Raw genomic sequence first — 24,247 nt, 5'->3', positions numbered from 1 at the left:
GTCTCGTGTCAGACCGCCGGCAACGACAGCACGGCTTCTGCACCGCCCTCGGGCCGGTTGCGCAGCGAGGCTTCGCCGCCGTGCAGGCGCATGACCTCGCGCACGAACGGCAGGCCCAGTCCGGAGCTGCGCTGGCCGCTGTCCGGGCGCGGCAGCGAATAGAAACGTTCGAACACGCGTTCGTGCGCGTATTCCGGAATCCCCGGACCGCGGTCGCGCACGATGAAGCGTACCTGCCCGTCCGCCTGTTCGACGACCAGTTCCACCGAACCGTCCGGCGGCGAGAACGCAAGCGCGTTGTCCAGCAGATTGCCCAGGGCACGGCGCAGCAGGAAGGCGTCGCCCTCCACCGCCCAGGCACCCGCGGGCGGCGCGCGGTGGATCCGCACGCCATGCGGGGTGAGCCTGGCGTCGACGGCCTGCACCACCTGCTCCACCAGCGCGCCGGCATCGATGCGCTCGCGCCGCTGCAGCCAGCCGTGCTGTTCCACTTCCGCCAGCGCGAGCAGCTTGTCGATGGTCTCGGTGAGCCGCTGCTCCTGCGCCTGGATATGGCGCGCGAAACGCTGGCGGTCCGCCTCCGGCAGCGGCTCCTGCAGCAGCTCGGCCGCACCGCGGATCGCGGCCAGCGGCGATTTCATCTCGTGGGTCAGCGACTGCACGTACTGCTCCACGTAGGCCTTGCCGGCCAGCTTGCGGCGCATGGTCTCCAGCGCGCGCCCGAGGTCGCCGATCTCGTCGGCACGCGGCCGCGGCGGCGGCACCGGCTCGCCGGCACTGACGGCCTGCGCATAACGGTTCAGCCCACCGATGCCGCGCACCAGCCACCACGTCATCAGCACGCCGATCAGCGCCGAGATGCCGATCAGCCAGGCGCCGCGCAGCAGGATGCTGCGCTGGCTGGCGATGATGAAGGGCTCGATGCTGCGGTTGGGCTGCGACAGCGTCAGCACGCCCAGCAGCGTGCGGCGGTCGCCCGGGTCGTAGATGGGCGCGGCCACGTGCATCACGGTATGCGCGGTATCGCCAGGGGTTTCCGGACTGGAGCGAGCGCCGTACTCGCCGCGCAGCGTGCGGTAGACATCGTTCCAGCGCGAGTTGTCGCGGCCGACGTCGCGCCCCTGCGAGTCGAACACCACCGTGCCACGCGCATCGGTGACCGTTACCCGGTAATCGACCGAGCGCTTCTGGAACCGCCATACCCAGGCCTTCGGGTCGCGCTGCTGGGCCAGCGCGACGTGGCGCGCGAACCCGCCGTCGGCGATGCGACCGGCCTTCAGGTCTTCGGCGGCCACTTCCGCCAGCAGGTTGGCCGCGTCCACCAGGGTGGACTCCATCGCCTGGCGCACACCGGGTTTCACTTCGTTGACGAACACGCGCATGACGAAGAACGCGGCGATGCCGACGATCAGGAAGAAGCCGAGCACGAGCTTCAGCCCCAGGCGCATGCGTCAGGCCTCGACGGCGTAACCCAGTCCGCGATGGGTGCGGATCGGGTCGGGATCGGCCCCGGCCGCGCGCAGCTTGGCGCGCAGGGTCTTCACGTGGGTGTCGACGGTGCGGTCGGCGCTGTCGGCATCGCTGTCCCAGCCGCGGTCCATCAGCTGCGCGCGGCTGAGGATGGCGCCCGGGCGCTGCAGCAGCGCGTCCAGCACGGCGTACTCGTAGCGGGTCAGGTCGAGCAGCTGCTGCCGGTAGCGGATGCGGTGGCCTTCGCGGTCGATGGCGAACGCGCCGCGCATGACCCACGGGTCGGCGGACGCCGGGGATGCGGCAGGTACCGCCCCCGCGCGGCGCAGGCGCGCACGCACGCGGGCCACCAGTTCGCGGGGGGAAAAGGGCTTGGTGACATAGTCGTCGGCGCCCAGCTCCAGCCCCAGCACGCGGTCGATCTCGTCGTTGCGGGCGGTCAGGAAGATCACCGGCACGTCGCTGAAGCCGCGCAGTTCGCGGCACACGTCGAACCCGCTGCCATCGGGCAGGCCCACGTCCAGCACCACCACGTCAACGCCGCCGGCGCGCACGCGCGGCGCCACCTCGCGTGCGAGCAGGCAGTGATCGGCTTCGATGCCTTCACTGCGCAGCGCATACAGCACGGCGTCGGCGATGGCGGCTTCGTCTTCGGCAATCAGTACGCGGGGCATGGCGCAAGCATATATGCTGCACGCCATGAATTACCGCCACGCCTTCCATGCAGGCAACCACGCCGACGTTCTCAAGCACATCGTGCTGCTGGCCCTGGTCGACGCGCTGAAGCGCAAGGACACGCCGTTCTTCGTGTTGGACACGCATGCCGGCCGTGGTCGCTACCTGCTGGGCGGGGCGGAGAGCCGCAAGACGTCCGAGGCGGACGAAGGGGTCTTCCGCCTGCTCGATGCGCCCCGCCTGCCGGCACTGGCCGAGGCCTACCTGCGCGCGGTGCAGGCGAATAACCCCGTCGGCGCGCTGGTGGCCTATCCCGGCTCACCGCTGCTGGTCGCGCAGGCGATGCGCGACCAGGACCGGCTGGCCGCCTGCGAACTGCAGCCCGAGGAAGCCGCCGCACTGAAGGACCTGTTCGCCCATGACCCGCGCGTGGCCGTGCATGCGCGCGACGGCTACGGTGCGATGAAGGCATTGCTGCCCCCGCGCGCCGGCACGCAGCGCATCGCCCGCGGGCTGGTGCTGATCGATCCGCCCTACGAGGCACAGGACGCCGAATACCCGCAGATCATCTCCGCACTGCGGGATGCGCTGGAACGCTGGCCGGCGGCGACCTATGCGGTCTGGTATCCGATCAAGCAGCGGCGCACCCTGCAGCCCTTCTTCCGCAAGGCGGCGGCGCTGCCGTCCAGGGGTGCGTTCGTGGCGGAACTGCAGGTGCGGCCCGACGACTCGCCCCTGCGCCTGACCGGCAGCGGCATGCTGGTCCTCAACCCTCCCTGGCAGCTGGACCAGGCGCTGGCGCCGGTATTGCCGGTGCTGGCCACCGCCCTGAGCGAAGCCGGCGCCAGCCAGCGGCTGGAGTGGCTGCGCCCACCCACCTGACGGGTCTCCGCGTCACACGGCGCCGTCAGGGTGCTGTGCGAGAATTCCCTCCCTTATCTGCCGACGACCCTTCTTCCATGGCCGGATCCAGCCTGTTCGCCCTGATCGACGACATCGCCACCCTGCTGGACGACGTGTCCGTGATGACGAAGGTGGCCGCGAAGAAGACCGCAGGCGTGCTGGGCGACGACCTGGCGCTCAATGCGCAGCAGGTAACCGGCGTGAAGGCCGACCGCGAGCTGCCGGTGGTGTGGGCGGTGGCCAAGGGCTCGATGGTCAACAAGGCCATCCTGGTGCCGGCCGCGCTGGCCATCAGCGCCCTGGAGACCTGGCTGCACGGACGCGGGTACAACATTCCGCTGGTGACGCCGCTGATGATGATCGGCGGCGCTTTCCTCTGTTTCGAGGGCGTGGAGAAGCTGGCCCACAAGTTCCTGCACAAGGGCGAGGACGAACAGGCGCATGCCCAGCGGCTGGCCGCGGTGCAGGATGCCAAAGTCGACATGGTGGCGTTCGAGAAGGACAAGATCCGCGGCGCCATCCGCACGGACTTCATCCTGTCGGCCGAGATCATCGTGATCTCGCTGGGCACCTTGGGCGGGCGCACTTTCATCGAGCAGGTCATGACGCTGGTCGCCATCGCGGCGATCATGACCGTGGGCGTATACGGCCTGGTGGGCGGCATCGTGAAGCTGGACGACGCCGGTCTGGCGCTGACCGCCGACACGCGCGACAGCGGCTGGGCGCGCTTCAAGCGGGCCTTCGGGCGGGGCATCCTGTACAGCGCGCCCTACCTGATGAAATTCCTCTCCATCGCCGGCACCGCGGCGATGTTCCTGGTGGGCGGCGGCATCCTGGTCCACAGCATCCCGGCGCTTCACCACCTTATCCAGCCCTACACCCACGGCGGATGGGGCGTGCTGTGGGAAAACCTGTTCAACGCGGGCGTGGGCGTGGTGGCGGGCGCCGTCATCCTGGCGGTGGTGACCGCGGTCCAGCGCCTGCGCGGCAAACGCCACGCTGCCTGAACCGTGTGCCCTTCGACCCTCGCCGCCCTTCAGGATTTCATGCGAGCATCGCCCCATGACCGCGCCGAAACGCCTGCCTCCGTGGCATGAACACTTCCGCCTGCCCAGCGGGCGCGAACTGCTGATCCGCCCGATCCGTCCGGAAGATGCCGGCCCCATCCAGGGCGCCTTCGGCCTGCTGGGACCGGAAGAGATCCGCCACCGGTTCCTGTACGCCCTGAAGGAGCTGTCGCCGGAAATGGCGCAGCGCCTGACCCATCCCGACCCCAACACCGAGTTCGCCCTGGTCGCCGCCGAGCCACTGCCCCCCGGCGAAGCGCTGGTCGGCGCGGTCGCGCGCGCGGCGCTGGTGCCGCGCACGCGCGACGCCGAGTTCGCCATCCTGGTGAGCCACTTCATCGCCGGCCAGGGCCTGGGCCGCCATCTGATGCGCAAGCTGGCCAAGTGGGCCCGCTCGAAGAAACTGGACCGTCTGTACGGCGACGTGCTGGACACCAACCTGCCGATGCTTGCGCTGGCGCAGTCGCTGGGCTTCAAGCGGGTGCGCGAGGGCGACGGCTCGGGCCTGGTCCGGGTGGTGCTGGACCTCAACGAAGAGCCCTGACGCCGCCGACAGGCGGTCGGCCCGCGCCAGCCGCTCACCGCGTGTCAGCGGATGAGGACGTGGCCCCCGCCACCGTTCCGGGAGGTCGTCATGCCCCGTTACCTGATCGAACGCGACATCCAGGGCGCCGGCCTTATGACGCCCGCCGAGCTCAGATCCGTCTCGCGGACCTCCTGCCGCGTACTGGACGACCTGGGTCCGCAGATCCAGTGGGAGCACAGCTACGTCACCGACGACAGGATCTATTGCGTCTATCGCGCACCCAACGAGGACATCGTCCTGGAACACGCGCGCCGTGGCGGGTTCCCCGTCGACCGCATTTCCGTCGTCGCCCAGGTGATCGACCCGCTGACCGCGGAATGATCCGTTCCGACGCGTGAGCGGCCCTTGCGGGCCTGCTTGGTAAACTGCGCATCCCTTCGCGCTGGGCACCCCATGGTGTCCGGCGCTGCCGTTGTTCCGTGTACCCATGACCGAACCCAAGAATCCCGCCCTCCCCGTTCCCCCGCTGCCCCGCGGCAGCCAGTCCCGCGCCTGGTGGCGTGCACCCGCCTCGCCTACGGCGCTGGCATGGTCGATCGCCTCGGCTGCGCGCGCGCACGAAGGCCCGCTGCTGGTAGTCGCCCGCGACAACCACGAGGCGCATCAGCTGGAAGCCGACCTGCACACGCTGCTCGGCATCGCCGGAGACCTGCCGGTGGTGGCATTCCCGGATTGGGAAACCCTGCCCTACGACCAGTTCAGTCCGCATCCGGACATCGTCTCCCAACGGCTCTCGGCCCTGCATCGCCTGCCCACGCTGGAGAAGGGCATCGTGGTGGTGCCGGTGCAGACGCTGATGCAGCGCCTCTCGCCGCTGAAGCACATCGCCGGCGGCAGCTTCGACTACCGCATGGGCCAGCGGCTGGACTTCGATTCCGAGAAGCGCCGCCTCGAGGCCGCCAGCTACCGGCACGTGCCGCAGGTGCTCGACCCCGGCGACTTCGCCGTGCGCGGCGGGCTGCTGGATGTCTACCCGATGGGCGCCGACGCGCCGCTGCGCATCGAACTGCTGGACGACACCATCGATTCGCTCCGCCACTTCGACCCGGAAAGCCAGCGTTCGCTGGACCGGGTGGAATCGGTGCAGCTGCTGCCGGGCCGCGAGGTGCCGCTGGACGAGCGCTCGGTCGAACGCGCGATGACCCTGCTGCGCGACCGCTTCGACGTGGACACGCGCCGCAGCGCGCTGTATCAGGACCTGAAATCGGGTCTGGCACCGGCGGGCGTGGAGTACTACCTGCCGCTGTTCTTCGATGCCACCTCCACGCTGTTCGATTACCTGCACGCCGACGCGCTGCCGGTACTGACCGACGGCTTCGGCGAAGCGGCGGAAGCGTTCTGGGCGCAGACGCGCAACCGCTACGACCAGCGCCGCCACGACATCGAGCGTCCGCTGCTGCCGCCGGACGAGCTTTACCTGTCGCCGGACAGCCTGCGCGAGCGCCTCAACCAGCGCCAGCGCGTGGAGGTCTGCGGTCCGCACCACAGCCGCCATGGGGATGCGCTGCCGCTGGGCGACCAGCCGCTGCCGCCCCTGCCGGTGGCGGCGAAGGATGCGCCCGCCGGCGAAGCGCTGAAGTCGTTCCTCGGCCACTATCCCGGCCGCATCCTGATCGCCTCCGATTCCCCGGGGCGGCGCGAGGCGCTGCTGGAGGTGCTGCAGGCCGCCGCGCTCGTCCCCGACGTCCTGGCGGACTTCACCGCGTTCCGTACCGGACGCGACCGGTTCGCCATCACCGTGGCACCGCTGGAAGACGGCTTCGCGCTCGACGACCCGCGCATCGCGGTACTCACCGAACGGCAGCTGTTCCCCGAGCGCGCCACCCAGGCGCATCGCCGCAGGCGCACCGGCCGCGAACCCGAAGCCATCATCCGTGACCTCGGCGAGCTGACCGAGGGCGCGCCCATCGTCCACGAGGACCACGGCGTGGGCCGCTACCGCGGCCTGATCGCGATGGACGTGGGCGGCATGCCGGGCGAGTTCCTGGAGATCGAATACGCCAAGGGCGACCGCCTGTACGTGCCGGTCGCGCAGCTGCACCTGATCAGCCGCTACTCCGGTGCCTCGCCGGAAACCGCCCCGCTGCATTCCCTCGGCGGTGAAGCCTGGGCGAAGGCGAAGAAGAAGGCGGCAGAGAAGGTCCGCGACGTGGCGGCGGAACTGCTGGAGATCCAGGCACGCCGGCAGGCGCGTGCGGGCCTGTCACTGCACGTTGACCGGCCGATATATGAACCGTTCGCCGCCGGCTTCCCGTTCGAGGAGACGCCCGACCAGCGCGCGGCCATCGAAGCGGTGCTGCGCGACCTGCAGTCCAGCCAGCCGATGGATCGGGTGGTCTGCGGCGACGTGGGTTTCGGCAAGACGGAAGTCGCGGTGCGCGCGGCTTTCGCCGCCGCCAGCGCCGGCAAGCAGGTCGCCGTGCTGGTGCCGACGACGCTGCTGGCCGAACAGCACTACCGCAACTTCCGCGACCGCTTCGCCGACTGGCCGTTGAAGGTCGAGGTGCTGTCCCGCTTCAAGACCGCCAAGGAGATCAAGGCGGAACTGGAGAAGCTCGCCGAAGGCAAGCTCGACGTCATCGTCGGCACCCATCGCCTGCTGCAGCCGGACGTGAAGTTCAAGGACCTGGGCCTGGTAATCGTGGATGAAGAGCAGCGCTTCGGCGTGCGCCAGAAGGAAGCGCTGAAGGCGCTGCGCGCCAACGTCCACCTGCTGACGCTGACCGCCACCCCGATCCCGCGCACGCTCAACATGGCGATGGCCGGTCTGCGCGACCTGTCCATCATCGCCACGCCCCCGGCCAACCGCATGGCGGTGCAGACCTTCGTCACGCCCTGGGACGACGCGCTGCTGAGGGAAGCTTTCCAGCGCGAACTGTCGCGCGGCGGCCAGGTGTACTTCCTGCACAACGACGTGGAGAGCATCGGCCGCATGCAGCGCGAACTGCAGGAACTGGTGCCGGAGGCGCGCATCGGCGTGGCGCACGGGCAGATGCCCGAGCGCGAGCTGGAACAGGTGATGCTGGATTTCCAGAAGCAGCGCTTCAATGTGCTGCTGTGCACGACGATCATCGAGTCGGGCATCGACATCCCCAACGCCAACACCATCATCATGAACCGCGCCGACAAGTTCGGCCTGGCGCAGCTGCATCAGCTGCGCGGACGCGTGGGTCGTTCGCACCACCGCAGCTACGCGTACCTGGTGGTGCCCGACAAGCGCAGCATCACCGCCGACGCGCAGCGCCGGCTGGAGGCCATCGCCTCGATGGACGAGCTGGGTGCGGGGTTCACCCTGGCCACGCACGACCTGGAGATCCGTGGTGCCGGCGAGCTGCTGGGCGAGGACCAGAGCGGGCAGATGGCCGAAGTCGGCTTCAGCCTGTACACCGAGCTGCTGGAACGCGCCGTGCGCTCCATCAAGGCCGGCCACCTGCCCGACGTGGACGTGGGCCAGGAGCGACGCGGCGCCGACGTCGAACTCAACGTGCCGGCGTTGATCCCCGAAGACTACCTGCCCGACGTGCACACGCGCCTGACCCTGTACAAGCGCATCAGCAGCGCGCCGGACAAGGAGGACCTGCGCGATCTGCAGGTGGAGATGATCGACCGCTTCGGCCTGCTGCCCGATCCGGCGAAGTACCTGTTCGCCACGGCCGAACTGAAGCTGGCGGCCAATGCGCTGGGCATCCGCAAGCTGGAGCTCGGCGAGCACGGTGGTCGCATCGTGTTCGAGAGCAAGCCGAACATCGATCCGATGGCGGTGATCCAGCTGATCCAGAAACAGCCCAGGCTCTATGCCATGGACGGGCCGGACAAGCTGCGCATCAAGGTCCCGCTGCCCGACGCCCCTGACCGCTTCAATGCGGCGAAAGCGCTGCTGGCGACGCTGTCCCCATGAGGACGACCGCCTTGCCTGGCTTCCGAGTTTCCGCCACCCTGTGCCACGTCCCGTCCCAGGTCGCTACGCCGTGAGCTTCGATCCCTCCCCCGACTTCGGCGACATCGCCTGCTCGATGGAGTCGCTGGCACTGGCGATCGAGGTGCGCGACGCCTATACGCGCGGGCACTGCGACCGCACCGGTCGCATCGCACGGGCGCTGGGCCAGTGCTTCGACCTGGAGCCGGCCCAGCTGGAGCAGCTGGAGCTGGCGGCGCACTTCCACGACGTGGGCAAGATCGGCGTGCCCGACCGCGTGTTGCTGCATCCGGGCACGGTGCCCGACGACGACTGGCCGGCCATCCGCGCGCACAGCGAACTGGGCGAGCGCATCTTCCTGGCCAGCGGCCATGCGCATGCCTCGGAGGTCGCCACGCTGATCCGCCACCATCACGAAGCCATGGACGGCAGCGGCTATCCCGACGGACTGGCCGGCGACGCCATCCCGCTGGGCGCGCGCCTGCTGCGCGTGGCCGACAGCTACGATGCGATGACCACGCGCCGCACGTATGCCGAAGCCCGCAGCCACGAAACGGCCATGCGCATCCTGCATGCCGAGCAGCACCAGAAGATCGATCCCGAGGTCTTCCGCGTGTTCGAACAGCTGATGCGCAACGCCGACCTGCGCGAGGCCTGAGCGCTACAGCTGCGACTCGATCGGCAGCCAGCCCACGGCGCGGGCGGTCCAGCGGCGCCATGCACTGGCTTCCGGCTCGCGATCCCAGGTACGCGGCGGCGCAACGGATGCATCGTCCCAACGCAGCTCGCCGTCGAGCAGGCGCACGCGATAGCTCTTGTCCGGCGCGATCTTGGCCTCGTAGCTGCGCAGCAGCGCCGCGGTGGCGGCGCGGTCGCGGAACAGGATGCCCATCTCGGTGTTGAGGTTGACCGACCGTGGGTCGAGGTTGAACGACCCGATGAAGCCGCGCTCCGCATCCACCGCGAACGCCTTGGTATGCAGGCTGGCGCCGCTGGACCCGAACAGGCTGCTGTCCTGCCGTCCGTGCGGCATCAGCTCGTACAGCGTCACGCCGCCCTCCAGCAGCGGAACCCGGTACGGCGCGTAGCCGCCGTGCACGGCCATCACGTCGTTGGCCGCCAGCGAATTGGTCAGCACGCTCACGTCGACGCCCTGCGCGCGTTTGCCCACCAGCCAGCGCGTGCCCTCCTCGCCAGGCACGAAGTACGGCGAGATCACCCGCAACTCGCGCTTCGCCAGGCCCATCGCCCTGCCCAGCCGGTGGACCAGCCATTGCGCCTTCCCTTCGCCCTGTCCTTTGGCAGCGGGATCCGAGTACACGCCCACCTCATCCAGCCAGTGAAGCGCGTTTCCACCCACCAGCGCCGGCAATCCCGGGCTGCTTCGCAGGCGCGCGACATAGTCGGCGGCGCGCGTGGAACGATAGCCGGCGTCGCCATGCGCACGCAGTCGCGCCAGCGCGCCCTCTTCTGCCCCGGACAGCGCGGCGAGCGGAATGACCGAGGCGCTGTTCCAGAAGTCGTCGAAGATCGCCGACGTCTGCCGCACCGCCGGCCCCACCAGTACCGCGTCCAGGTCGAGGAAGTTGGTCTGCGCGGCGGCATCGAAATACTCGTCGCCCACGTTGCGTCCGCCCACCACCGCCACCCGGCCGTCGACAATCCAGGCCTTGTTGTGCATGCGGCGATTCATCGCCACCGGGCGCAGCAGCATTTCGCTGGCCCGCCCCAGCACGCCGGCGCGGCTGCGCGAGGGATTGAACAGGCGCACTTCGATATTGGGGTGCGCATCCAGCGCGGCCAGGTGAGAATCCTTGCCGTGCGCGGTCATGTCGTCCAGCAGCAGGCGCACGCGCACGCCGCGGTCGGCCGCGCGCAGCACCTCGTAGCCCAGCAGGTTCCCGGTGAAGTCGTGGTTCCAGATGTAGTACTGCAGGTCCAGGCTGCGCCCCGCAGCACGAGCGCTGGCGGCACGCACGGTGAAGGCATCCAGGTTGTCGGCCAGCAGCGCCATGCCGCTGCGCCCGGGATGCGCGCGCAACAGGGGCGCGACGGCGCGGTCGAGCGCGGTGGCATCGGCCGCGGTCGGCAGCGCATGCGAGGCCGGCCCCCGTGCCGCCTCGGCGAAGCGTCCGTAGCTGTACAACGCCGTCGCCGACGCCACCGCCATCAGCACCACCGCAATGCCCAGCCGGCGCAGCCACTTGCGCATGGTCTCCCCTTCTTCACGGACCTGGCCCTATCGTAGCGGCCAACCCGTGACGATGCCGCTTGCACCGGTCCTGCCCGCATTGCACGCTCGGCACCCACCCTTGTCCCAGGATCCCCTGCGTATGCCGCGACGGTTCCGCGTTCTCCTCGCCCTGCTGCTGGTACACCTGTTGGTCGCATGCGGCACCACGGTGCCGCGGGATACCGCGCCGCTGACCTTCGTGGTGGTGCGCCACGCCGAGAAGGCGACCGACGATCCGGAGAATCCCGGACTGTCCGCCGCAGGACGGGCACGCGCCACCGCATTGGCCGAACGCCTGCGCGACGCGCCACTGATGGCCGCCTATGCCACCGAGTTCCGCCGCACCCAGCAGACCGCGCAGCCGGCCGCCGCGCTGCACGGCGTGCCGGTGCAGGCGTACTTCGCGCGTGGTCCCGCGGCCGAGGTCGCCGCGCAGTGGCGCCAGGCGCACGATGCGGGCACCGTGCTGGTCGTCGCCCACAGCAACACCGTGCCGGACCTGGTGGCGGCGCTGTGTGCCTGTGCCACTGTGCCGATGGACGACACCGAGTACGACCGCATGTCCATCGTGCGCTTCGCTGCGGACGGCCGCGCGTCGCTGGAAGTGCAGCGGTACGGCGCCTCGTCGCGGCCATGAGCGGCCTGTTCGGCGACTGGGACGGCAGTGCCGCCGATGCACGCCGGGTGCAGCAACGCCTGGCCGCGGAGGTGATGCTGCGCGACGACGCGCCTGAAGCACCGCGCTGGCTGGGCGGATTCGATGTCGGGTTCGAGGACGCCGGTGCCATCACCCGCGCCGCCGCCGTGCTGCTGGCCGCCGATACGCTGCAGCCGGTCGCGACCGAGATCGTGCGCGTTCCCACTTCGATGCCGTATGTCCCGGGGCTGTTGAGCTTTCGCGAACTTCCGGCCCTGGTCGCCGCGCTCGAGCGCCTGCCGCACACGCCGGACCTGGTGTTCGTGGATGGCCACGGCATCGCGCATCCGCGGCGACTGGGCATTGCCGCGCATTTCGGCGTGGTCACCGGCCTGCCCAGCATCGGCGTGGCCAAGAACGTGCTGTGCGGACGGCACGATCCGCTGGGTGCACTGGCCGGCGAACATGTGCCGCTGCTCCATCGCGGCGAACAGATCGGCTGGGCCCTGCGCAGCAAGGTGCGCTGCAACCCGCTGTTCGTCTCGCCGGGTCATCGCGTGTCCATGCAGGGCGCGCTGGACGCCGTCCTGCGCACGCTGCGCGGCTACCGCCTGCCCGAACCCACCCGTCTGGCGGATCGCCTGGCCTCGCGCCGCGACTGACCGCCTTACCTGCCCGGATGGGGGATGACCCGCAACGGACCGTTTCCGTATCGTCGTCGGGTCCGGCATCGGCCCATGCGATGCTGCGGGCCATCCAACGAGGACATGACATGACCACGATCATCGCGCCGCGCGTGCACGACCTGGGCGGCGGCTTCAACGTCCGCCGCGCCGTTCCCAGCCTGCAGGCCCGCAGCGTGGGGCCGTTCGTGTTCGTCGACCACATGGGGCCGGCCGTGTTCGAGCCGGGGCGCGGCATCGACGTGCGCCCGCATCCGCACATCGGCCTGGCGACGGTGACCTTCCTCTGGAGTGGCGCCATCCATCATCGCGACACGCTGGGCTCGGAACAGGTGATTGCGCCCGGCGACGTCAACTGGATGACCGCCGGCCGCGGCATCGCCCATTCCGAGCGCACGCCTGCCGATGTGCGCACCGGCCGCCACGACGTGCATGGCATGCAGACCTGGGTGGCGCTGCCGAAGTCGTACGAGGAGGTCGCACCGGAGTTCCACCACCACGCGGCCGCCACCCTGCCGGTGGTCGAGCGCGCCGGCGCGCGCCTGCGCGTCATCGCCGGCCGCGCCTACGGCGAGGAATCGCCGGTGAAGGTCTTCAGCGGCACCTTCAATGTGGCCGTGGACCTGCAACCCGATGCCGAACTGGAGATCGACGCAGGCCATGTCGAGCGGGCGCTGTACGTGCTGGAAGGCGACGCACAGGTCGATGGCGCCGACATCCCGGAGAAGCATCTGGTGGTGTTCGACCGCGGCAGCCGTCCGGTGCTGCGGGCGAAGACGCCGGTGAAGGGCCTGCTGATGGGCGGCGAGCCCTTGGATGCACCGCGCCACATGTGGTGGAACTTCGTGTCCAGTTCGCAGGAGCGGATCGACCAGGCCAAGCAGGACTGGCTGGACGGCCGCTTCGGCCAGGTGCCGGGCGAGACCGAGTTCATTCCGCTGCCGGAGCGCTGAGCCGCGCCGGCACGCGAAATGTGAGTTTTACTTCAGTCGCGTTTGAAGCATGGGCGGCTAACGCAAAGCAAACACCTGTGCCGTTCCGGTTCCGCTATCGTGCGCCCACCGTCATGTGACGGGGCACGCACGCATTGGGGGCTGGCATGAGTCTGACGAAGAAACTCGCGGCGGAATTCCTGGGGACGTTCTGGCTGGTCCTGGGCGGCTGCGGCAGCGCCGTACTGGCCGCGCATTTCGGCGGTGACGGCAATCCGCTGGGCATCGGCTTCCTGGGCGTGGCGCTCGCGTTCGGCCTGACCGTGCTGACCGGCGCCTACGCGTTCGGCCACATCTCGGGCGGACACTTCAACCCGGCGGTCAGCGTGGGCCTGTGGGCCGGTGGCCGTTTCTCCGCGAAAGAACTGCTGCCCTACGTGGTGGCGCAGGTCGCCGGTGGCATCGCGGCGGGCTTCATCCTGTGGCAGATCGCCAGCGGACAGCCGGCGTTCGCGGTGGACCCCAACGCCGCCGGCGCGTTCGCCAGCAACGGGTACGGGGCGATGTCGCCCGGCGGCTATTCCGTCGCCGCCGCCTTCCTGACCGAAGTGGTGCTCACCGCGTTCTTCCTGATCGTCATCATGGGGTCCACCCACGGGCGCGCGCCGGCGGGCTTCGCCCCCATCGCCATCGGCCTGGCCCTGACCCTGATCCACCTGATCAGCATCCCGGTCACCAACACGTCCGTGAACCCCGCACGCTCCACCGCCGTGGCGGTGTTCGCCGGGCCCGCCGCCATCGGCCAGCTGTGGCTGTTCTGGCTGGCGCCTGTGCTGGGCGGCCTGATCGGCGGCATGCTGCTGTACGGCTGGCTGGGAAGGGAACGCAGCTGAAGCCTGCCGACGTTGCCCGGCCCTGCCGGGCAACGCGTTTTCCCTGCCTCGCATGCGCGCTTCCGGGACCGGGCAGCGTTGTTCTGCGGCGCAGCATGGGCTAAGGTCGGACCATTGCCGGGGGAACACGGCAACCGACGCCGGGGACAGCAAGGGATGGAACAGGGCCGCAGGCCCGTCGCGGTGTTCGGAAGATCCGAAGCACGCCTTCCGGGCGACCAACCAAGGGGACACCGCATGAAGACCTTGATCGCCGCCTGCCTCCTGCTGGCCTCCACGTCCGTGTGGTCGCAGGAAGCGCCGCCCTGCCCCACCCTGCCCGCCAGTGCGGGCCTGCAGTGGGAACAGCGCGTGGACGCCACCTTCATCGCCTGCAAGGCGGTCACCGCCGACGGGCGCCAGGTGCTCAACGTGATGCTGACCTCGCGCGATCCCAGGATCAGCCTGGAACGTCGGCTGCGCGAAGAGGAAGGCACCTTCTCCGGCGAGGACGTGTACTGGTACCGGCCGGACCTGGGAGGGCGCGACATGCCCGACATGCAGTCCCGCCGCATCACCGTGGTCGAACTCGACAACGACCGCTATGCACAGGTCTGGATCAACGCCGAATCGCCCGAGGAACTGGGCACGCTGATCGCGTTGACCGAGCAGCTCGACGTGCGCGCCACCAGCGCGCAGCTTTCCGCGGGCAACTGATGGCGCGGGCCGGGGGTATCCCGGCCCGCTCCCTCTTTCAGAAGCGGCCTTCCTGGAAATCCACGAAGGCCTGCATCAGTTCCTGCCGCGTATTCATGACGAACGGGCCGTGGCGCATCACCGGTTCGCGCAGCGGACGGCCCGCCACCACGATCACACGCACAGGACGACTGCCTGCCCGCACCTGCAGCACTTCGCCGCCACCGAGCACGCCCATTTCGTGGGTATCCAGCGGCCGCGCTTCGTCACCCTCACCCACCGTGAGCGCGCCTTCGAACACGTAGGCAAACGCATTGTGCCCGGCCGGCAATGCGTACTCCCATGCCTTGCCCGCATCGAGCGCGATATCGAGATACACCGGATCGGTGGCAGGCTGCGAAATCGGACCCTGCACGTCACCGACACGGCCTGCGATCACCTTCACCTCCACGCCTGCCGCCGGCTTGGCGACAGGAATGCGATCCGGAGCGAACTCCTGGTACTTCGGCGCCGTCATCTTCTCGCGCGCGGGCAGGTTCACCCACAGCTGGAACCCGCGCATGCGCCCGGATTCCTGTTCCGGCATCTCCGAATGCACCAGTCCGCGCCCGGCCGTCATCCACTGCACGGCGCCCGGCGTCAGCAGGCCTTCGTTGCCATGGTTGTCGCGATGGCGCATGCGGCCATCGAGCATGTAGGTGACGGTTTCGAAGCCGCGATGCGGATGTTCCGGGAAGCCGGCGATGTAGTCCTCGGCCTTGTCCGTGCCGAACTCGTCCAGCAGCAGGAACGGATCCAGGTCGGGCAGGTCGGGACCGCCGATCACGCGCGTGAGCTTGACGCCCGCGCCATCGGACGTGGGTCGGCCGCGTACGGTACGGATCACGCGGGCGGGGGTGGTATCGGTCAGGGTGCTCATGGCGCCTCCAGTTCAACTGCCGACAAGATGGCACCGGCATGGCGGCTTAGGAACGGCGGCCGACGTAACCATCCGTTCCATCGAAGCGGACAATCATTGCGGGGCGCCCCCGGGCTCTCCCGCGGATCAATCAGGCGATGTAGACCGACTTGATGTTCATGAACTCGTGGATGCCGTGCTCCGCCAGTTCGCGACCGAAGCCGGAGCGCTTGGTGCCGCCGAACGGCAATCGCACGTCGCTGCGCACGATGGCATTGACGAAGGCCGCACCCACCTGCAGCTGGCGCGCGATCCGGTCGCCACGGTCCACGTCGCGGGTCCACACGCTGCCGCCCAGACCGAAGGTGGTGTCGTTGGCGACCCGCACGGCTTCGGCATCGTCCTTCACGCGCAGGATGCTCGCGACCGGGCCGAACAGTTCCTCTTCGTAGGCGGGCATGCCGGGCGCGACCGCATCGAGGATCGACGCCGGATAACCGGCGTGCGACGCATCGGGTTCGCCGCCGAGCAGCACCTTCGCGCCCTTGGCCACGCTCGCCTGCACCTGTTTGTGCAGCTCGTCGCGCAGGTCCTGCCGCGCCATCGGCGCCAGCGTGGTGGCGTCGTCCTGCGGATCGCCCAGTCGCAGCTTGGCTGCCGCCTCCACGAAGCGCTTCACGAATTCATCCGCGATGCCTTCCTGCACGATGAAGCGCTTGGCCGCGATGCAGGTCTGGCCGGCATTGCCGAAGCGCGAGGCCACGGCGCCCGCGACGGTCTTGTCGAGATCGGCATCGTCCAGCACGATGAAGGCATCGCTGCCGCCCAGCTCCATCACGCTCTTCTTCAACTGGCTACCGGCATTGGCGGCGACGGAGCGCCCCGCGCGCTCGCTACCGGTCAACGTCACGGCGGCGACGCGCGCGTCGCGGATCACCTCGGCCGCCTGGTCGTTGTCGATATGCAGCACGCCGAACACCCCGGCCGGCAGCCCTGCCGCCGCCAGTACCTCCGCGATCACGTCGGCACAGCGCGGGACGTTGCTGGCGTGCTTGAGCACCGCCACGTTGCCCGCCATCAGCGCCGGCGCAAGGAAACGGAACACCTGCCAGATCGGGAAGTTCCACGGCATCACCGCCAGCACGCAGCCGATCGGCTCGTAACGCACGTAGCTGCGCTGCCCGTCCGTGGACACGGGCTGGTCGTGCAGGTAGTCGGCCGCGTGGTCGGCGTAGTAGTCGCAGGCACCTGCGCACTTGTCGACCTCGGCCAGGGCTTCCTTGCGCAGCTTGCCCATCTCCGCCGTCATGATGCGCTGGATGTCTTCGCGGCGGCGGCGCAGCTCGACGCCGACCGCGCGCAGGACCTTGCCGCGCTCGGCCAGCGACAGCGCCGCCCATGCGGGAAAGGCCTGCTGCGCGGCCGCAAGCGTGGCATCGACCTGCGCGGCCGTCATCAGTTCGTGGCGATACTCGACCTTGCCGGTCGCGGGATTGATGGTTTCGACGGTCATGGGAAGTTCTCTTGCCTGGCCGACATCTTCGGACAGCGTGTGTTATCGGATCGTGGTTGCTCTGTAGGAGCGCCCCATGGGCGCGACGCTTTTCCCACGCCCGAACGAAGAGCATCGCGCCTACGGGGCGCTCCTACACGGGGATCGGGATGCGGCGCATGCGAGGCCGCCCTCGCCCTACCCGTTCTCCTGCAACGCCAGTTGCACGTCGCGCTGGCGACGCTTCTCCTCGCGATACATGAACCACCACCCCAGGAACGCGGCCACGCTCACCACCAGGATCATCAGCGTGGCCAGCGCGTTGATCTTGGGGCTGAGCCCTCGTCGCACCGACGAGAACACCTCGATCGGCAGCGTGGTGGAACTGGGTCCGGCGACGAAACTGGCGATCACCACGTCGTCCAGCGACAGCGTGAAGGCCAGCAGCCAGCCCGAGACCAGCGCCGGCGCGATGATCGGCAGCGTGATCAGGAAGAACACCTTGATCCGGTTCGCCCCCAGGTCCATCGCGGCCTCCTCCAGCGACTTGTCCAGTTCGGACAGACGCGAAGACACCACCACGGTGACGAACGCAAGGGTGAAGGTGACGTGCGCGATCCAGATGGACAGGATGCCGCCGGGTTTGAAGCCGACGAACTCGCCCAGCGACACGAACATCAGCAGGATCGATAGGCCGATGATCACTTCCGGCATCACCAGCGGCGCGGTGATCAGCGCCCCGAACAGCGTCTTGCCCGGAAAGCGGCGCATGCGCGTCATCACCAGCGCCGCCATGGTGCCCAGCACCACCGCGGCGGTCGCCGTCCAGAACGCCACCTTGATGCTGATCCACGCCGCGCGCAGCATCTTGTCGTCGCGGAACAGCTCGCCGTACCACTTGAACGAAAAGCCGGACCAGACCGTGGCCAGGCGCGACTCGTTGAAGGAGTACACCATCAGGATGAACACCGGCACGTACAGGAAGGCGAAGCCCAGCCCCAGCACCGTCCAGTTGACGGCGCGTTGTCCGACACGACTCATGTCAGCCTCCCTTCTAGCTCGCGCTGCTGCACGCGGTTGAAGATCAGGATGGGAATCAGCAACAGGATCAGCATCACGATGGCCACCGCCGATGCCGCGGGCCAGTCGCGGTTGTTGAAGAACTCGCCCCACAGCACACGACCGATCATCAGTGTATCCGGGCCGCCGAGCAGCTCCGGAATGACGAACTCGCCCACCGCCGGAATCATCACCAGCATGCAGCCGGCGATGATGCCGGCCTTGGACAGCGGCAGGGTGATGGTGAAGAACGCCTTCCAAGGCTTCGCGCCCAGGTCGTAGGCGGCTTCCAGCAGGCGGTGGTCGTGTTTCACCAGGTTGGTGTACAGCGGCAGCACCATGAACGGCAGGTAGCAGTAGACGACGCCGATGTACGCGGCCATGGGCGTGTACAGGATCTGCAGCGGCTCGTCGATGATGCCGATCTTCATCAGCAGGTTGTTGAGCAGACCGTTGTTCTTGAGGATGCCGATCCAGGCGTAAACGCGGATCAGGAACGACGTCCACGACGGCAACACCACCAGCATCATCGCGATGTTGCGCGTCGAGGGGGGCAGCCGCGCGATGACGTAGGCGATCGGGTATGCGACCAGCAGGGCCAGGAAGGTGGAGATGGCCGCGATCTTGATGGAACTGAGATAGGCCTGGATGTACTGCGAATCCGTGAACAGCGCCGTGTAGTTGCCCAGGTTGAGCTTGAGCGTCAGCGCCTCGTCGATGTACTCCAGGATGGGCGTGTACGGCGGCATCGCGATCGCCAGCTTGGCGAACGAGATCTTCAGCACGATCAGGAACGGGATGGCGAAGAACAGCAGCAGCCACACATAGGGCACCGAAATGACGCCCCAGCGCGGCCCCGGCAGACGCTTGCCCAGGGAGCGGAGGATGTTCATGAGGTCAGCACCACGCCGTCGTTGTCGCCCCACCACACCCAGACCTCGTCGTTCCAGGTGAGGCCCTCGCTGGCCCAGCGCTGCACGTTGGCGAAGTTGGCCATGAACTTGTATCCGCTGGGCAGGCGCACGTGGTAGACCGAGTGACTGCCGAAGTAGGCGATGTCCTCGATCACGCCCTTGGCCTTGTTATGGGGCTGTTCGGGCTCCTGCTTGCCGATGCCCAGCTTCTCCGGCCGCACCGCGAAGCCGACCTCCTGCCCTTCGAAGCCGGAGATGCCGTGGCCGATGTAAATGGGGTCCGGCAGCTGCGGCGAGCGGATCGTGACGTAGTCGGCCTCGTCCTCCTCCACCACGCCCTCGATCAGGTTGACCGAGCCGATGAACTCGGCGGCGAAGCGGCTGGTGGGCTGCTCGTAGATCTCGTCGGGCGTGCCCACCTGGCGGATCCAGCCCTGGTCCATCAGCGCGATGCGGGTGGCCATGGTCATGGCCTCTTCCTGGTCGTGGGTGACCATCACGCAGGTCACGCCGGATTTCTCGATGATGCTGACCAGTTCCAGCTGCATCTGCGAGCGCAGCTTCTTGTCCAGCGCGCCCATCGGCTCGTCCAGCAGTAGCAGCTTCGGACCCTTGGCCAGCGACCGAGCCAGCGCGACGCGCTGTTGCTGGCCGCCGGACAGCTGGTGCGGCTTGCGCTTGGCCAGCTTGCCCAGCTGCACCAGCGCCAGCATCTCCTCGACGCGCTTCCTGATGGCCTCCTTCGAAAGGCCGTCCTGCTTCAGGCCGAAGGCGATGTTCTGTTCCACCGTCATGTGCGGAAACAGCGCATACGACTGGAACATCATGTTGAGCGGCCGCTCGTACGGCGGCAGGTCGTTGAGCAGCTGGCCATCGAGGTAGATCTTGCCGGACGTCGGTTTCTCGAAGCCCGCCAGGCAGCGCAGCAGCGTCGACTTGCCGCTGCCCGAGCCGCCCAGCAGCGCGAAGATCTCGCCCTTGCGGATGGTCAGGTTGGTGTCGTCCACGGCGACGAAGCCGTCGAATTCCTTGCGTACGTCGACGATGCGCAGATACTCCTGCGCGCTCGCCTTGCCATTCGGTGCCGCGCCATTGCCCTGTTCTGCCGCCATGGAACTCCCCTGGTCGCCGGCGCCATGCCGGCGCCGGCCGTGATGTATCGCGTGGATCCACCGGACCCGGGACGGAGGCCATCCGCCCCGGCGGCGGCGCTTACTTGCCCGTCTTCAGTTCCGTCCAGATGCGCGTGTACTGGCGATCCACTTCCGGCGGGATGATGGCGAAGGTGAACAGCTTGGCCTCCACCTCGGGCGTGGGATAGATGGTCGGATCACCGGTGATGGCCTTGTCCATCAGTTCCTTCGCCTTGGGAATGGCGTTGGGATAGCTGATGAAGTTTGAATTGTTGGCCATCACCTGCGGGTCGAGCAGATAGTTGATGAAGGCATAGGCTTCATCCACGTGCTTGGCGTCCTTGGGGATGGCCAGCATGTCGAACCACTGCGGCGCACCTTCCTTGGGAATGGCATAGGCGATGTTGACGCCGTTCTTGGCCTCCACGGCACGGTCGCGCGCCTGGATGATGTCGCCGGACCAGCCCACCACCAGGCAGGTGTCGCCGTTGGCCATGGCGTCGATGTACTGCGAGGAATGGAAGTTGGTGATGTAGGGGCGGATGGTCTTCAGCAGCGCGGCCGCCTTGTCGATCACGGCCGGATCGTGGCTGTTGGGATCCTCGCCCAGATAGTTCAGCGCGATCGGTATGATCTCCGACGGCGTATCGAGGAAGGTCACGCCACAGTCCTTCAGCTTGCTGATGTTCTCCGGTTTGAACACGATGTCCAGGCTGCTGGCGAGGTCGGTGTTGCCGAATGCGGCCTTCACCTTGTCCACGTTGTAGCCGATGCCGGTGGTGCCCCACATGTAGGGGATCGCGTGCTGGTTGCCCGGGTCCTGGTTCTCCAGGCGCTTCATGATGGCCGGGTCCAGGTTGGCGTAGTTGGGGATCTTGCTCTTGTCCAGCGGCAGGAACACCCCCGCCTGGATCTGCCGGCCCAGGAAGTTCATCGTCGGCACGACCACGTCGTAGCCGCTGCTGCCGGCCAGCAGCTTGGTCTCCAGCACCTCGTTGCTGTCGAACACGTCGTAGGTGACCCTGATGCCGGACTGCTTCTCGAAATTGGGGATGGTGTCTTCGGCGATGTAGTCGGACCAGTTGTAGACGTTGACCTGCTTTGCGCCGCCCGCGGCGGGAGCCCCGGTATCGCCTTCGCTGCCCGACTTCCCGCACGCCGCAAGGGTACACAGGGCCAGGGTGGTTGCCAGTACGCGCAGTTTCATCAATCTCTCTCCATTCGGCCCGCGAGGGCGGCTTGATGTGGTTCCCGCATCGCCACCAGGCCGGCGCGGGCGTGCTGTCGTTGCAATGGCCGGTTCCGTGCCGTCGTGCTCCCCGTCTCCCCTCTCCCCTTGTGCCGCCGGTAATGTCGTGGCGGCACGATGACAGAGGGCGCGTCCGTCATGGCACGCGCCCTCGTGATTTTCAGCGTCCGGTCTTCAGTTCCGTCCAGATCCGCGTGTATTGCCGGTCGACCTCCGGCGGCAGGACCGCGAAGGTGAAGAGCTTCGCGTCCACCTCGGCCGGCGGGTAGATCGTCGGGTCTTCGGCGATGGCCTGATCCACCATCGGCTTCGACGCCGGGACCGGATTCGGATAGGTCACGTAGTTCGTGTTGGCCGCCGCGACCTTCGGGTCGAGCAGATAGTTGATGAAGGCGTAGGCGTTGTCGACGTTCTTGGCATCCTTCGGGATGGCCAGCATGTCGAACCACTGCGGCGCGCCTTCCTTCGGGATGGAATAGGCGACGTTGACGCCGTTGCCCGCTTCGGCAGCGCGGTCGCGCGCCTGGATGATGTCGCCCGACCAGCCGACCACCAGGCAGACATCGCCGTTGGCCAGGTCGTTGATGTACGAGGACGAGTGGAAGTTGCGGATGTAGGGACGGATCGACTTCAGCAGCGCGGCGGCCTTGTCGATCACGGCCGGATCGAAGCTGTGCGGATCCTCGCCCAGATAGTTCAGCGCGATCGGGATCAGCTCCGACGGCGTGTCCAGCACGGTGATGCCGCAGTCCTTCAGCTTGGCGGCGTTTTCCGGCTTGAACACCACGTCCCAGCTGCCGGTGACGGCGGTGTCGCCGAAGACCGCCTTTATCTTGTCGACGTTGTAGCCGATGCCGCTGGTGCCCCAGAGATAAGGTACGGCGTACTGGTTGCCCGGGTCCTGCTGCTCGATGCGCTTGAGCATGGCCGGGTCGAGGTTCTTCAGGTTGGGGATCTTGCTCTTGTCCAGCGGCAGGAACACGCCGGCCTGGATCTGCCGGCCGAGGAAGCTCAGCGAGGGGACCACCACGTCGTAGCCGCTGCTGCCGGCCAGCAACTTGGTCTCGACCATCTCGTCGCTGTCGAACACGTCGTAGGTCACCGCGATGCCGGTGGCCTTCTCGAACTCGGGGATGGTGTCCTCGGCGATGTAGTCGGACCAGTTGTAGACGTTGAGCGTCTTGGAGGGCGCACCTGTGGCGGCCTTCTCGTCCTTGCCGCCACAGGCGGCCAGGGCGGCGGCGGCCAGCATGACGGTGAGGGTCTTGAGCTTCATCGGGGTCTCCATGGAACAGGATCGGGGGATGGAAACATCATACGCCCGGGCCGCGGCGCTGTGACGCAGCGCACGAACCGCGCCATGACATCACATACCCAGATCCGCCGCGGTGTCGTTGAGCGCTTTCCACGTCTTGTCGAACAGTTCGTCCACCTGCGCGCGCGTGATGATCAGCGGCGGCGACAGCAGCATGGCGTCCCAGGTGGCGCGCAGGATCAGTCCGTGCTTCAGCGCGTGGTCGCGGCAACGGGGACCCACCGTGCCGCGTTCGGGGAAGAATGCCCGCTTCTTCTTGTCCGGCACCAGTTCCAGCGCCCCGACCATGCCGGCGATACGGGCTTGCCCCACCAACCGGTGCTCGCCCAGCTCGGCCCAGCGCTGGGCCAGATAGGGGGCGACCTCGGCTTTCGCGCGCTCGACGATCTTCTCGTCCTGCAGGATGCGGATGTTCTCCAGCGCCACCGCCGCACAGACCGGGTGCCCGGAGTACGTTGCGCCATGCGCCAGTTCGCCGCCCTGCTCCTTCAGCACCTTCGAGACGCGATCGTTGAACATCGCGGCGCCCAGCGGGATGTAGCCGGAGGTGATGCCCTTGGCCACCGGCATGATGTCCGGTTGGAAACCGAAATACTGCGAACCGAACCATTCGCCGGTACGGCCGAAGCCGCAGATCACCTCGTCGGCGATCAGCAGCACGTCGTACTGGCGGCAGATGCGCTCGATCTCGGGCCAGTAGGTCATCGGCGGGATGTACACGCCGATGGCGCCCATGATGGGCTCGCCGATGAAGGCCGCCACGCGCTCCGGCCCCAGTTCCAAGATCTTCTGCTCCAGCCGGCGCGCCGCGACCAGGCCGTATTCCTCCTCGGACAGGTCGCCGCCGTCGGCGAACCAGAACGGCGGATCGATGTGGTGGATGTCGGGGATCGGCAGACCGCCCTGCTTGTGCATGCCCTTCATGCCGCCCAGGCTGGCACCGGCCATGGTGGTGCCGTGGTAGCCATCGTGGCGGCCGATGAAGATGTTCTTCTGCGGCTTGTCCTGCACCGCCCAGAAATGGCGCACCAGGCGCAGGATGGTGTCGTTGGCCTCGGAGCCGGAATTGACGAAGAAGGAATGGTTGAGGTCGCCCGGCGCCAGTTCGGCCAGCTTGGCCGCCAGTTCGATGGTCGGCTCGGTGGTGCACTGGAAGAAGCTGTTGTAGTAGGCCAGCTGCGTCATCTGCTTCGACGCCACCTCGCCCAGCTCCTTGCGGCCGTAGCCGATGTTGACGCACCACAGGCCGGCGAAGGCATCGAGCAGCTTGTTGCCCTCGGCATCCCAGACATAGCAGCCCTCGCCCTTGGTGAGGATGCGCGTGCCCTTCTTCGCCAGTGCGGCGTTGTCGTTGAACGGATGCAGGTGGTGCTCGGCATCGAGCTTCTGCAGGGTGAGGGTGTCGAGTTGGGTCATAAGGGCTCCGTGATGTCGAGCCCCTCTCCCACCGGGAGAGGGGTTGGGGTGAGGGGCGATGGAGTCCAGACCATTCAAGCGTCATGACTCCGTTCGCCCCT

The 24,247-nt window shown here is 67.9% G+C and carries 22 protein-coding genes; 11 read left to right on the top strand and 11 right to left on the bottom strand.

All coding sequences use genetic code 11. The features are described from left to right. Positions 1–8: 8 nt before the first annotated feature. Together creC and creB are read right to left on the bottom strand one after the other, a co-directional pair. Positions 9–1,448 (bottom strand): two-component system sensor histidine kinase CreC, encoded by a 1,440-nt coding sequence (gene creC / locus IAE60_RS10075; protein ID WP_187572149.1) that lies wholly within the window; start codon positions 1,446–1,448, stop codon positions 9–11. Between the two features lie 3 nt (positions 1,449–1,451). Beyond that, complete coding sequence (gene creB / locus IAE60_RS10070; protein ID WP_185895683.1) at positions 1,452–2,144, bottom strand: two-component system response regulator CreB; 693 nt, start codon at positions 2,142–2,144, stop codon at positions 1,452–1,454. A 25-nt stretch (positions 2,145–2,169) separates the two neighbouring features. Between creB and IAE60_RS10065 the strand changes: the two genes are divergently transcribed. The 6 genes from IAE60_RS10065 (at position 2,170) to IAE60_RS10040 (ending at position 9,275) form a co-directional block, all read left to right on the top strand. Further along, complete coding sequence (locus IAE60_RS10065; protein WP_187572148.1) at positions 2,170–3,027, top strand: 23S rRNA (adenine(2030)-N(6))-methyltransferase RlmJ; 858 nt, start codon at positions 2,170–2,172, stop codon at positions 3,025–3,027. A 77-nt stretch (positions 3,028–3,104) separates the two neighbouring features. After that, positions 3,105–4,055 carry a DUF808 domain-containing protein gene (locus IAE60_RS10060; RefSeq protein WP_187572147.1) on the top strand — a complete coding sequence of 317 codons (951 nt, stop codon included), beginning with the start codon at positions 3,105–3,107 and terminating at the stop codon, positions 4,053–4,055. Between the two features lie 55 nt (positions 4,056–4,110). Then, the gene (locus IAE60_RS10055) at positions 4,111–4,659 is read left to right on the top strand and encodes a GNAT family N-acetyltransferase (RefSeq protein WP_162111152.1); all 549 of its coding nucleotides are present in this window, start codon (positions 4,111–4,113) and stop codon (positions 4,657–4,659) included. Between the two features lie 90 nt (positions 4,660–4,749). After that, positions 4,750–5,022, top strand: a complete 273-nt coding sequence (locus tag IAE60_RS10050) for a DUF4242 domain-containing protein (protein WP_187572146.1) — start codon at positions 4,750–4,752, stop codon at positions 5,020–5,022. A 106-nt stretch (positions 5,023–5,128) separates the two neighbouring features. Then, entirely contained in the window at positions 5,129–8,599 is a 3,471-nt protein-coding gene (gene mfd, locus IAE60_RS10045) for a transcription-repair coupling factor (protein WP_187572145.1), read from the top strand. Between the two features lie 70 nt (positions 8,600–8,669). Further along, complete coding sequence (locus IAE60_RS10040; protein WP_244966547.1) at positions 8,670–9,275, top strand: HD-GYP domain-containing protein; 606 nt, start codon at positions 8,670–8,672, stop codon at positions 9,273–9,275. A gap of 3 nt (positions 9,276–9,278) precedes the next feature. Here the strand turns inward: IAE60_RS10040 and IAE60_RS10035 are convergent, their stop codons facing one another. Then, on the bottom strand, positions 9,279–10,829 hold the full coding sequence (locus IAE60_RS10035; protein ID WP_187572144.1) for a phospholipase D family protein: 1,551 nt from the start codon (positions 10,827–10,829) through the stop codon (positions 9,279–9,281). A gap of 121 nt (positions 10,830–10,950) precedes the next feature. Between IAE60_RS10035 and IAE60_RS10030 the strand changes: the two genes are divergently transcribed. The 5 genes from IAE60_RS10030 to IAE60_RS10010 all read left to right on the top strand — a co-directional run bounded on the left by IAE60_RS10030 (position 10,951) and on the right by IAE60_RS10010 (position 14,691). Continuing rightward, a complete protein-coding gene (locus IAE60_RS10030) occupies positions 10,951–11,487 on the top strand; it encodes a SixA phosphatase family protein (protein WP_187572143.1) in 537 nt (178 codons plus the stop codon). Further along, positions 11,484–12,149, top strand: coding sequence for a deoxyribonuclease V (gene nfi, locus IAE60_RS10025; protein WP_187572142.1), 666 nt, complete (start codon positions 11,484–11,486; stop codon positions 12,147–12,149). The genes IAE60_RS10030 and nfi overlap by 4 nt, the downstream gene beginning before the upstream one ends. Before the next feature lie 110 nt (positions 12,150–12,259). Next, a complete protein-coding gene (locus IAE60_RS10020) occupies positions 12,260–13,123 on the top strand; it encodes a pirin family protein (RefSeq protein ID WP_185895675.1) in 864 nt (287 codons plus the stop codon). Between the two features lie 146 nt (positions 13,124–13,269). Continuing rightward, the gene (gene aqpZ, locus IAE60_RS10015; protein WP_187572141.1) at positions 13,270–13,995 is read left to right on the top strand and encodes an aquaporin Z; all 726 of its coding nucleotides are present in this window, start codon (positions 13,270–13,272) and stop codon (positions 13,993–13,995) included. 237 nt (positions 13,996–14,232) lie between these two features. Beyond that, the gene (locus IAE60_RS10010; RefSeq protein WP_187572140.1) at positions 14,233–14,691 is read left to right on the top strand and encodes a hypothetical protein; all 459 of its coding nucleotides are present in this window, start codon (positions 14,233–14,235) and stop codon (positions 14,689–14,691) included. Between the two features lie 37 nt (positions 14,692–14,728). Here the strand turns inward: IAE60_RS10010 and IAE60_RS10005 are convergent, their stop codons facing one another. The 8 genes from IAE60_RS10005 to IAE60_RS09970 all read right to left on the bottom strand — a co-directional run bounded on the left by IAE60_RS10005 (position 14,729) and on the right by IAE60_RS09970 (position 24,146). Beyond that, complete coding sequence (locus IAE60_RS10005) at positions 14,729–15,589, bottom strand: pirin family protein (protein ID WP_187572139.1); 861 nt, start codon at positions 15,587–15,589, stop codon at positions 14,729–14,731. Between the two features lie 130 nt (positions 15,590–15,719). Beyond that, positions 15,720–17,081, bottom strand: a complete 1,362-nt coding sequence (locus IAE60_RS10000; RefSeq protein ID WP_187572138.1) for an NAD-dependent succinate-semialdehyde dehydrogenase — start codon at positions 17,079–17,081, stop codon at positions 15,720–15,722. Positions 17,082–17,258: 177 nt separating this feature from the next. Next, positions 17,259–18,101 (bottom strand): ABC transporter permease subunit, encoded by an 843-nt coding sequence (locus tag IAE60_RS09995; protein ID WP_162110711.1) that lies wholly within the window; start codon positions 18,099–18,101, stop codon positions 17,259–17,261. Continuing rightward, complete coding sequence (locus IAE60_RS09990; RefSeq protein WP_187572137.1) at positions 18,098–19,012, bottom strand: ABC transporter permease subunit; 915 nt, start codon at positions 19,010–19,012, stop codon at positions 18,098–18,100. Before IAE60_RS09990 ends, IAE60_RS09995 begins: the two co-directional genes overlap by 4 nt. Beyond that, positions 19,009–20,145, bottom strand: a complete 1,137-nt coding sequence (locus tag IAE60_RS09985) for an ABC transporter ATP-binding protein (RefSeq protein ID WP_162110710.1) — start codon at positions 20,143–20,145, stop codon at positions 19,009–19,011. The genes IAE60_RS09990 and IAE60_RS09985 overlap by 4 nt, the downstream gene beginning before the upstream one ends. A 100-nt stretch (positions 20,146–20,245) precedes the next feature. Continuing rightward, positions 20,246–21,373, bottom strand: coding sequence for a polyamine ABC transporter substrate-binding protein (locus IAE60_RS09980; RefSeq protein WP_187572136.1), 1,128 nt, complete (start codon positions 21,371–21,373; stop codon positions 20,246–20,248). A 202-nt stretch (positions 21,374–21,575) separates the two neighbouring features. Continuing rightward, complete coding sequence (locus tag IAE60_RS09975; protein ID WP_187572135.1) at positions 21,576–22,691, bottom strand: polyamine ABC transporter substrate-binding protein; 1,116 nt, start codon at positions 22,689–22,691, stop codon at positions 21,576–21,578. 90 nt (positions 22,692–22,781) lie between these two features. Next, positions 22,782–24,146 (bottom strand): aspartate aminotransferase family protein, encoded by a 1,365-nt coding sequence (locus IAE60_RS09970; RefSeq protein WP_187572134.1) that lies wholly within the window; start codon positions 24,144–24,146, stop codon positions 22,782–22,784. Between the last annotated feature and the right edge of the window lie 101 nt (positions 24,147–24,247).

It is taken from the genome of Pseudoxanthomonas mexicana (assembly GCF_014397415.1).
In the GTDB taxonomy this organism is placed as follows: domain Bacteria; phylum Pseudomonadota; class Gammaproteobacteria; order Xanthomonadales; family Xanthomonadaceae; genus Pseudoxanthomonas_A; species Pseudoxanthomonas_A mexicana.
The sequence above is the reverse complement of the archived record's forward strand: the minus strand, read 5'-3'. Positions and strand labels throughout refer to the sequence as shown.

Bases quoted from the DNA above. Each gene is read 5' to 3' on its own strand.
- creC (WP_187572149.1), bottom strand. From the start codon at position 1,448: ATGCGCCTGGGGCTGAAGCTCGTGCTCGGCTTCTTCCTGATCGTCGGC.
- creB (WP_185895683.1), bottom strand. From the start codon at position 2,144: ATGCCCCGCGTACTGATTGCCGAAGACGAAGCCGCCATCGCCGACGCC.
- IAE60_RS10065 (WP_187572148.1), top strand. From the start codon at position 2,170: ATGAATTACCGCCACGCCTTCCATGCAGGCAACCACGCCGACGTTCTC.
- IAE60_RS10060 (WP_187572147.1), top strand. From the start codon at position 3,105: ATGGCCGGATCCAGCCTGTTCGCCCTGATCGACGACATCGCCACCCTG.
- IAE60_RS10055 (WP_162111152.1), top strand. From the start codon at position 4,111: ATGACCGCGCCGAAACGCCTGCCTCCGTGGCATGAACACTTCCGCCTG.
- IAE60_RS10050 (WP_187572146.1), top strand. From the start codon at position 4,750: ATGCCCCGTTACCTGATCGAACGCGACATCCAGGGCGCCGGCCTTATG.
- mfd (WP_187572145.1), top strand. From the start codon at position 5,129: ATGACCGAACCCAAGAATCCCGCCCTCCCCGTTCCCCCGCTGCCCCGC.
- IAE60_RS10035 (WP_187572144.1), bottom strand. From the start codon at position 10,829: ATGCGCAAGTGGCTGCGCCGGCTGGGCATTGCGGTGGTGCTGATGGCG.
- IAE60_RS10030 (WP_187572143.1), top strand. From the start codon at position 10,951: ATGCCGCGACGGTTCCGCGTTCTCCTCGCCCTGCTGCTGGTACACCTG.
- nfi (WP_187572142.1), top strand. From the start codon at position 11,484: ATGAGCGGCCTGTTCGGCGACTGGGACGGCAGTGCCGCCGATGCACGC.
- IAE60_RS10020 (WP_185895675.1), top strand. From the start codon at position 12,260: ATGACCACGATCATCGCGCCGCGCGTGCACGACCTGGGCGGCGGCTTC.
- aqpZ (WP_187572141.1), top strand. From the start codon at position 13,270: ATGAGTCTGACGAAGAAACTCGCGGCGGAATTCCTGGGGACGTTCTGG.
- IAE60_RS10010 (WP_187572140.1), top strand. From the start codon at position 14,233: ATGAAGACCTTGATCGCCGCCTGCCTCCTGCTGGCCTCCACGTCCGTG.
- IAE60_RS10005 (WP_187572139.1), bottom strand. From the start codon at position 15,589: ATGAGCACCCTGACCGATACCACCCCCGCCCGCGTGATCCGTACCGTA.
- IAE60_RS10000 (WP_187572138.1), bottom strand. From the start codon at position 17,081: ATGACCGTCGAAACCATCAATCCCGCGACCGGCAAGGTCGAGTATCGC.
- IAE60_RS09995 (WP_162110711.1), bottom strand. From the start codon at position 18,101: ATGAGTCGTGTCGGACAACGCGCCGTCAACTGGACGGTGCTGGGGCTG.
- IAE60_RS09990 (WP_187572137.1), bottom strand. From the start codon at position 19,012: ATGAACATCCTCCGCTCCCTGGGCAAGCGTCTGCCGGGGCCGCGCTGG.
- IAE60_RS09985 (WP_162110710.1), bottom strand. From the start codon at position 20,145: ATGGCGGCAGAACAGGGCAATGGCGCGGCACCGAATGGCAAGGCGAGC.
- IAE60_RS09980 (WP_187572136.1), bottom strand. From the start codon at position 21,373: ATGAAACTGCGCGTACTGGCAACCACCCTGGCCCTGTGTACCCTTGCG.
- IAE60_RS09975 (WP_187572135.1), bottom strand. From the start codon at position 22,691: ATGAAGCTCAAGACCCTCACCGTCATGCTGGCCGCCGCCGCCCTGGCC.
- IAE60_RS09970 (WP_187572134.1), bottom strand. From the start codon at position 24,146: ATGACCCAACTCGACACCCTCACCCTGCAGAAGCTCGATGCCGAGCAC.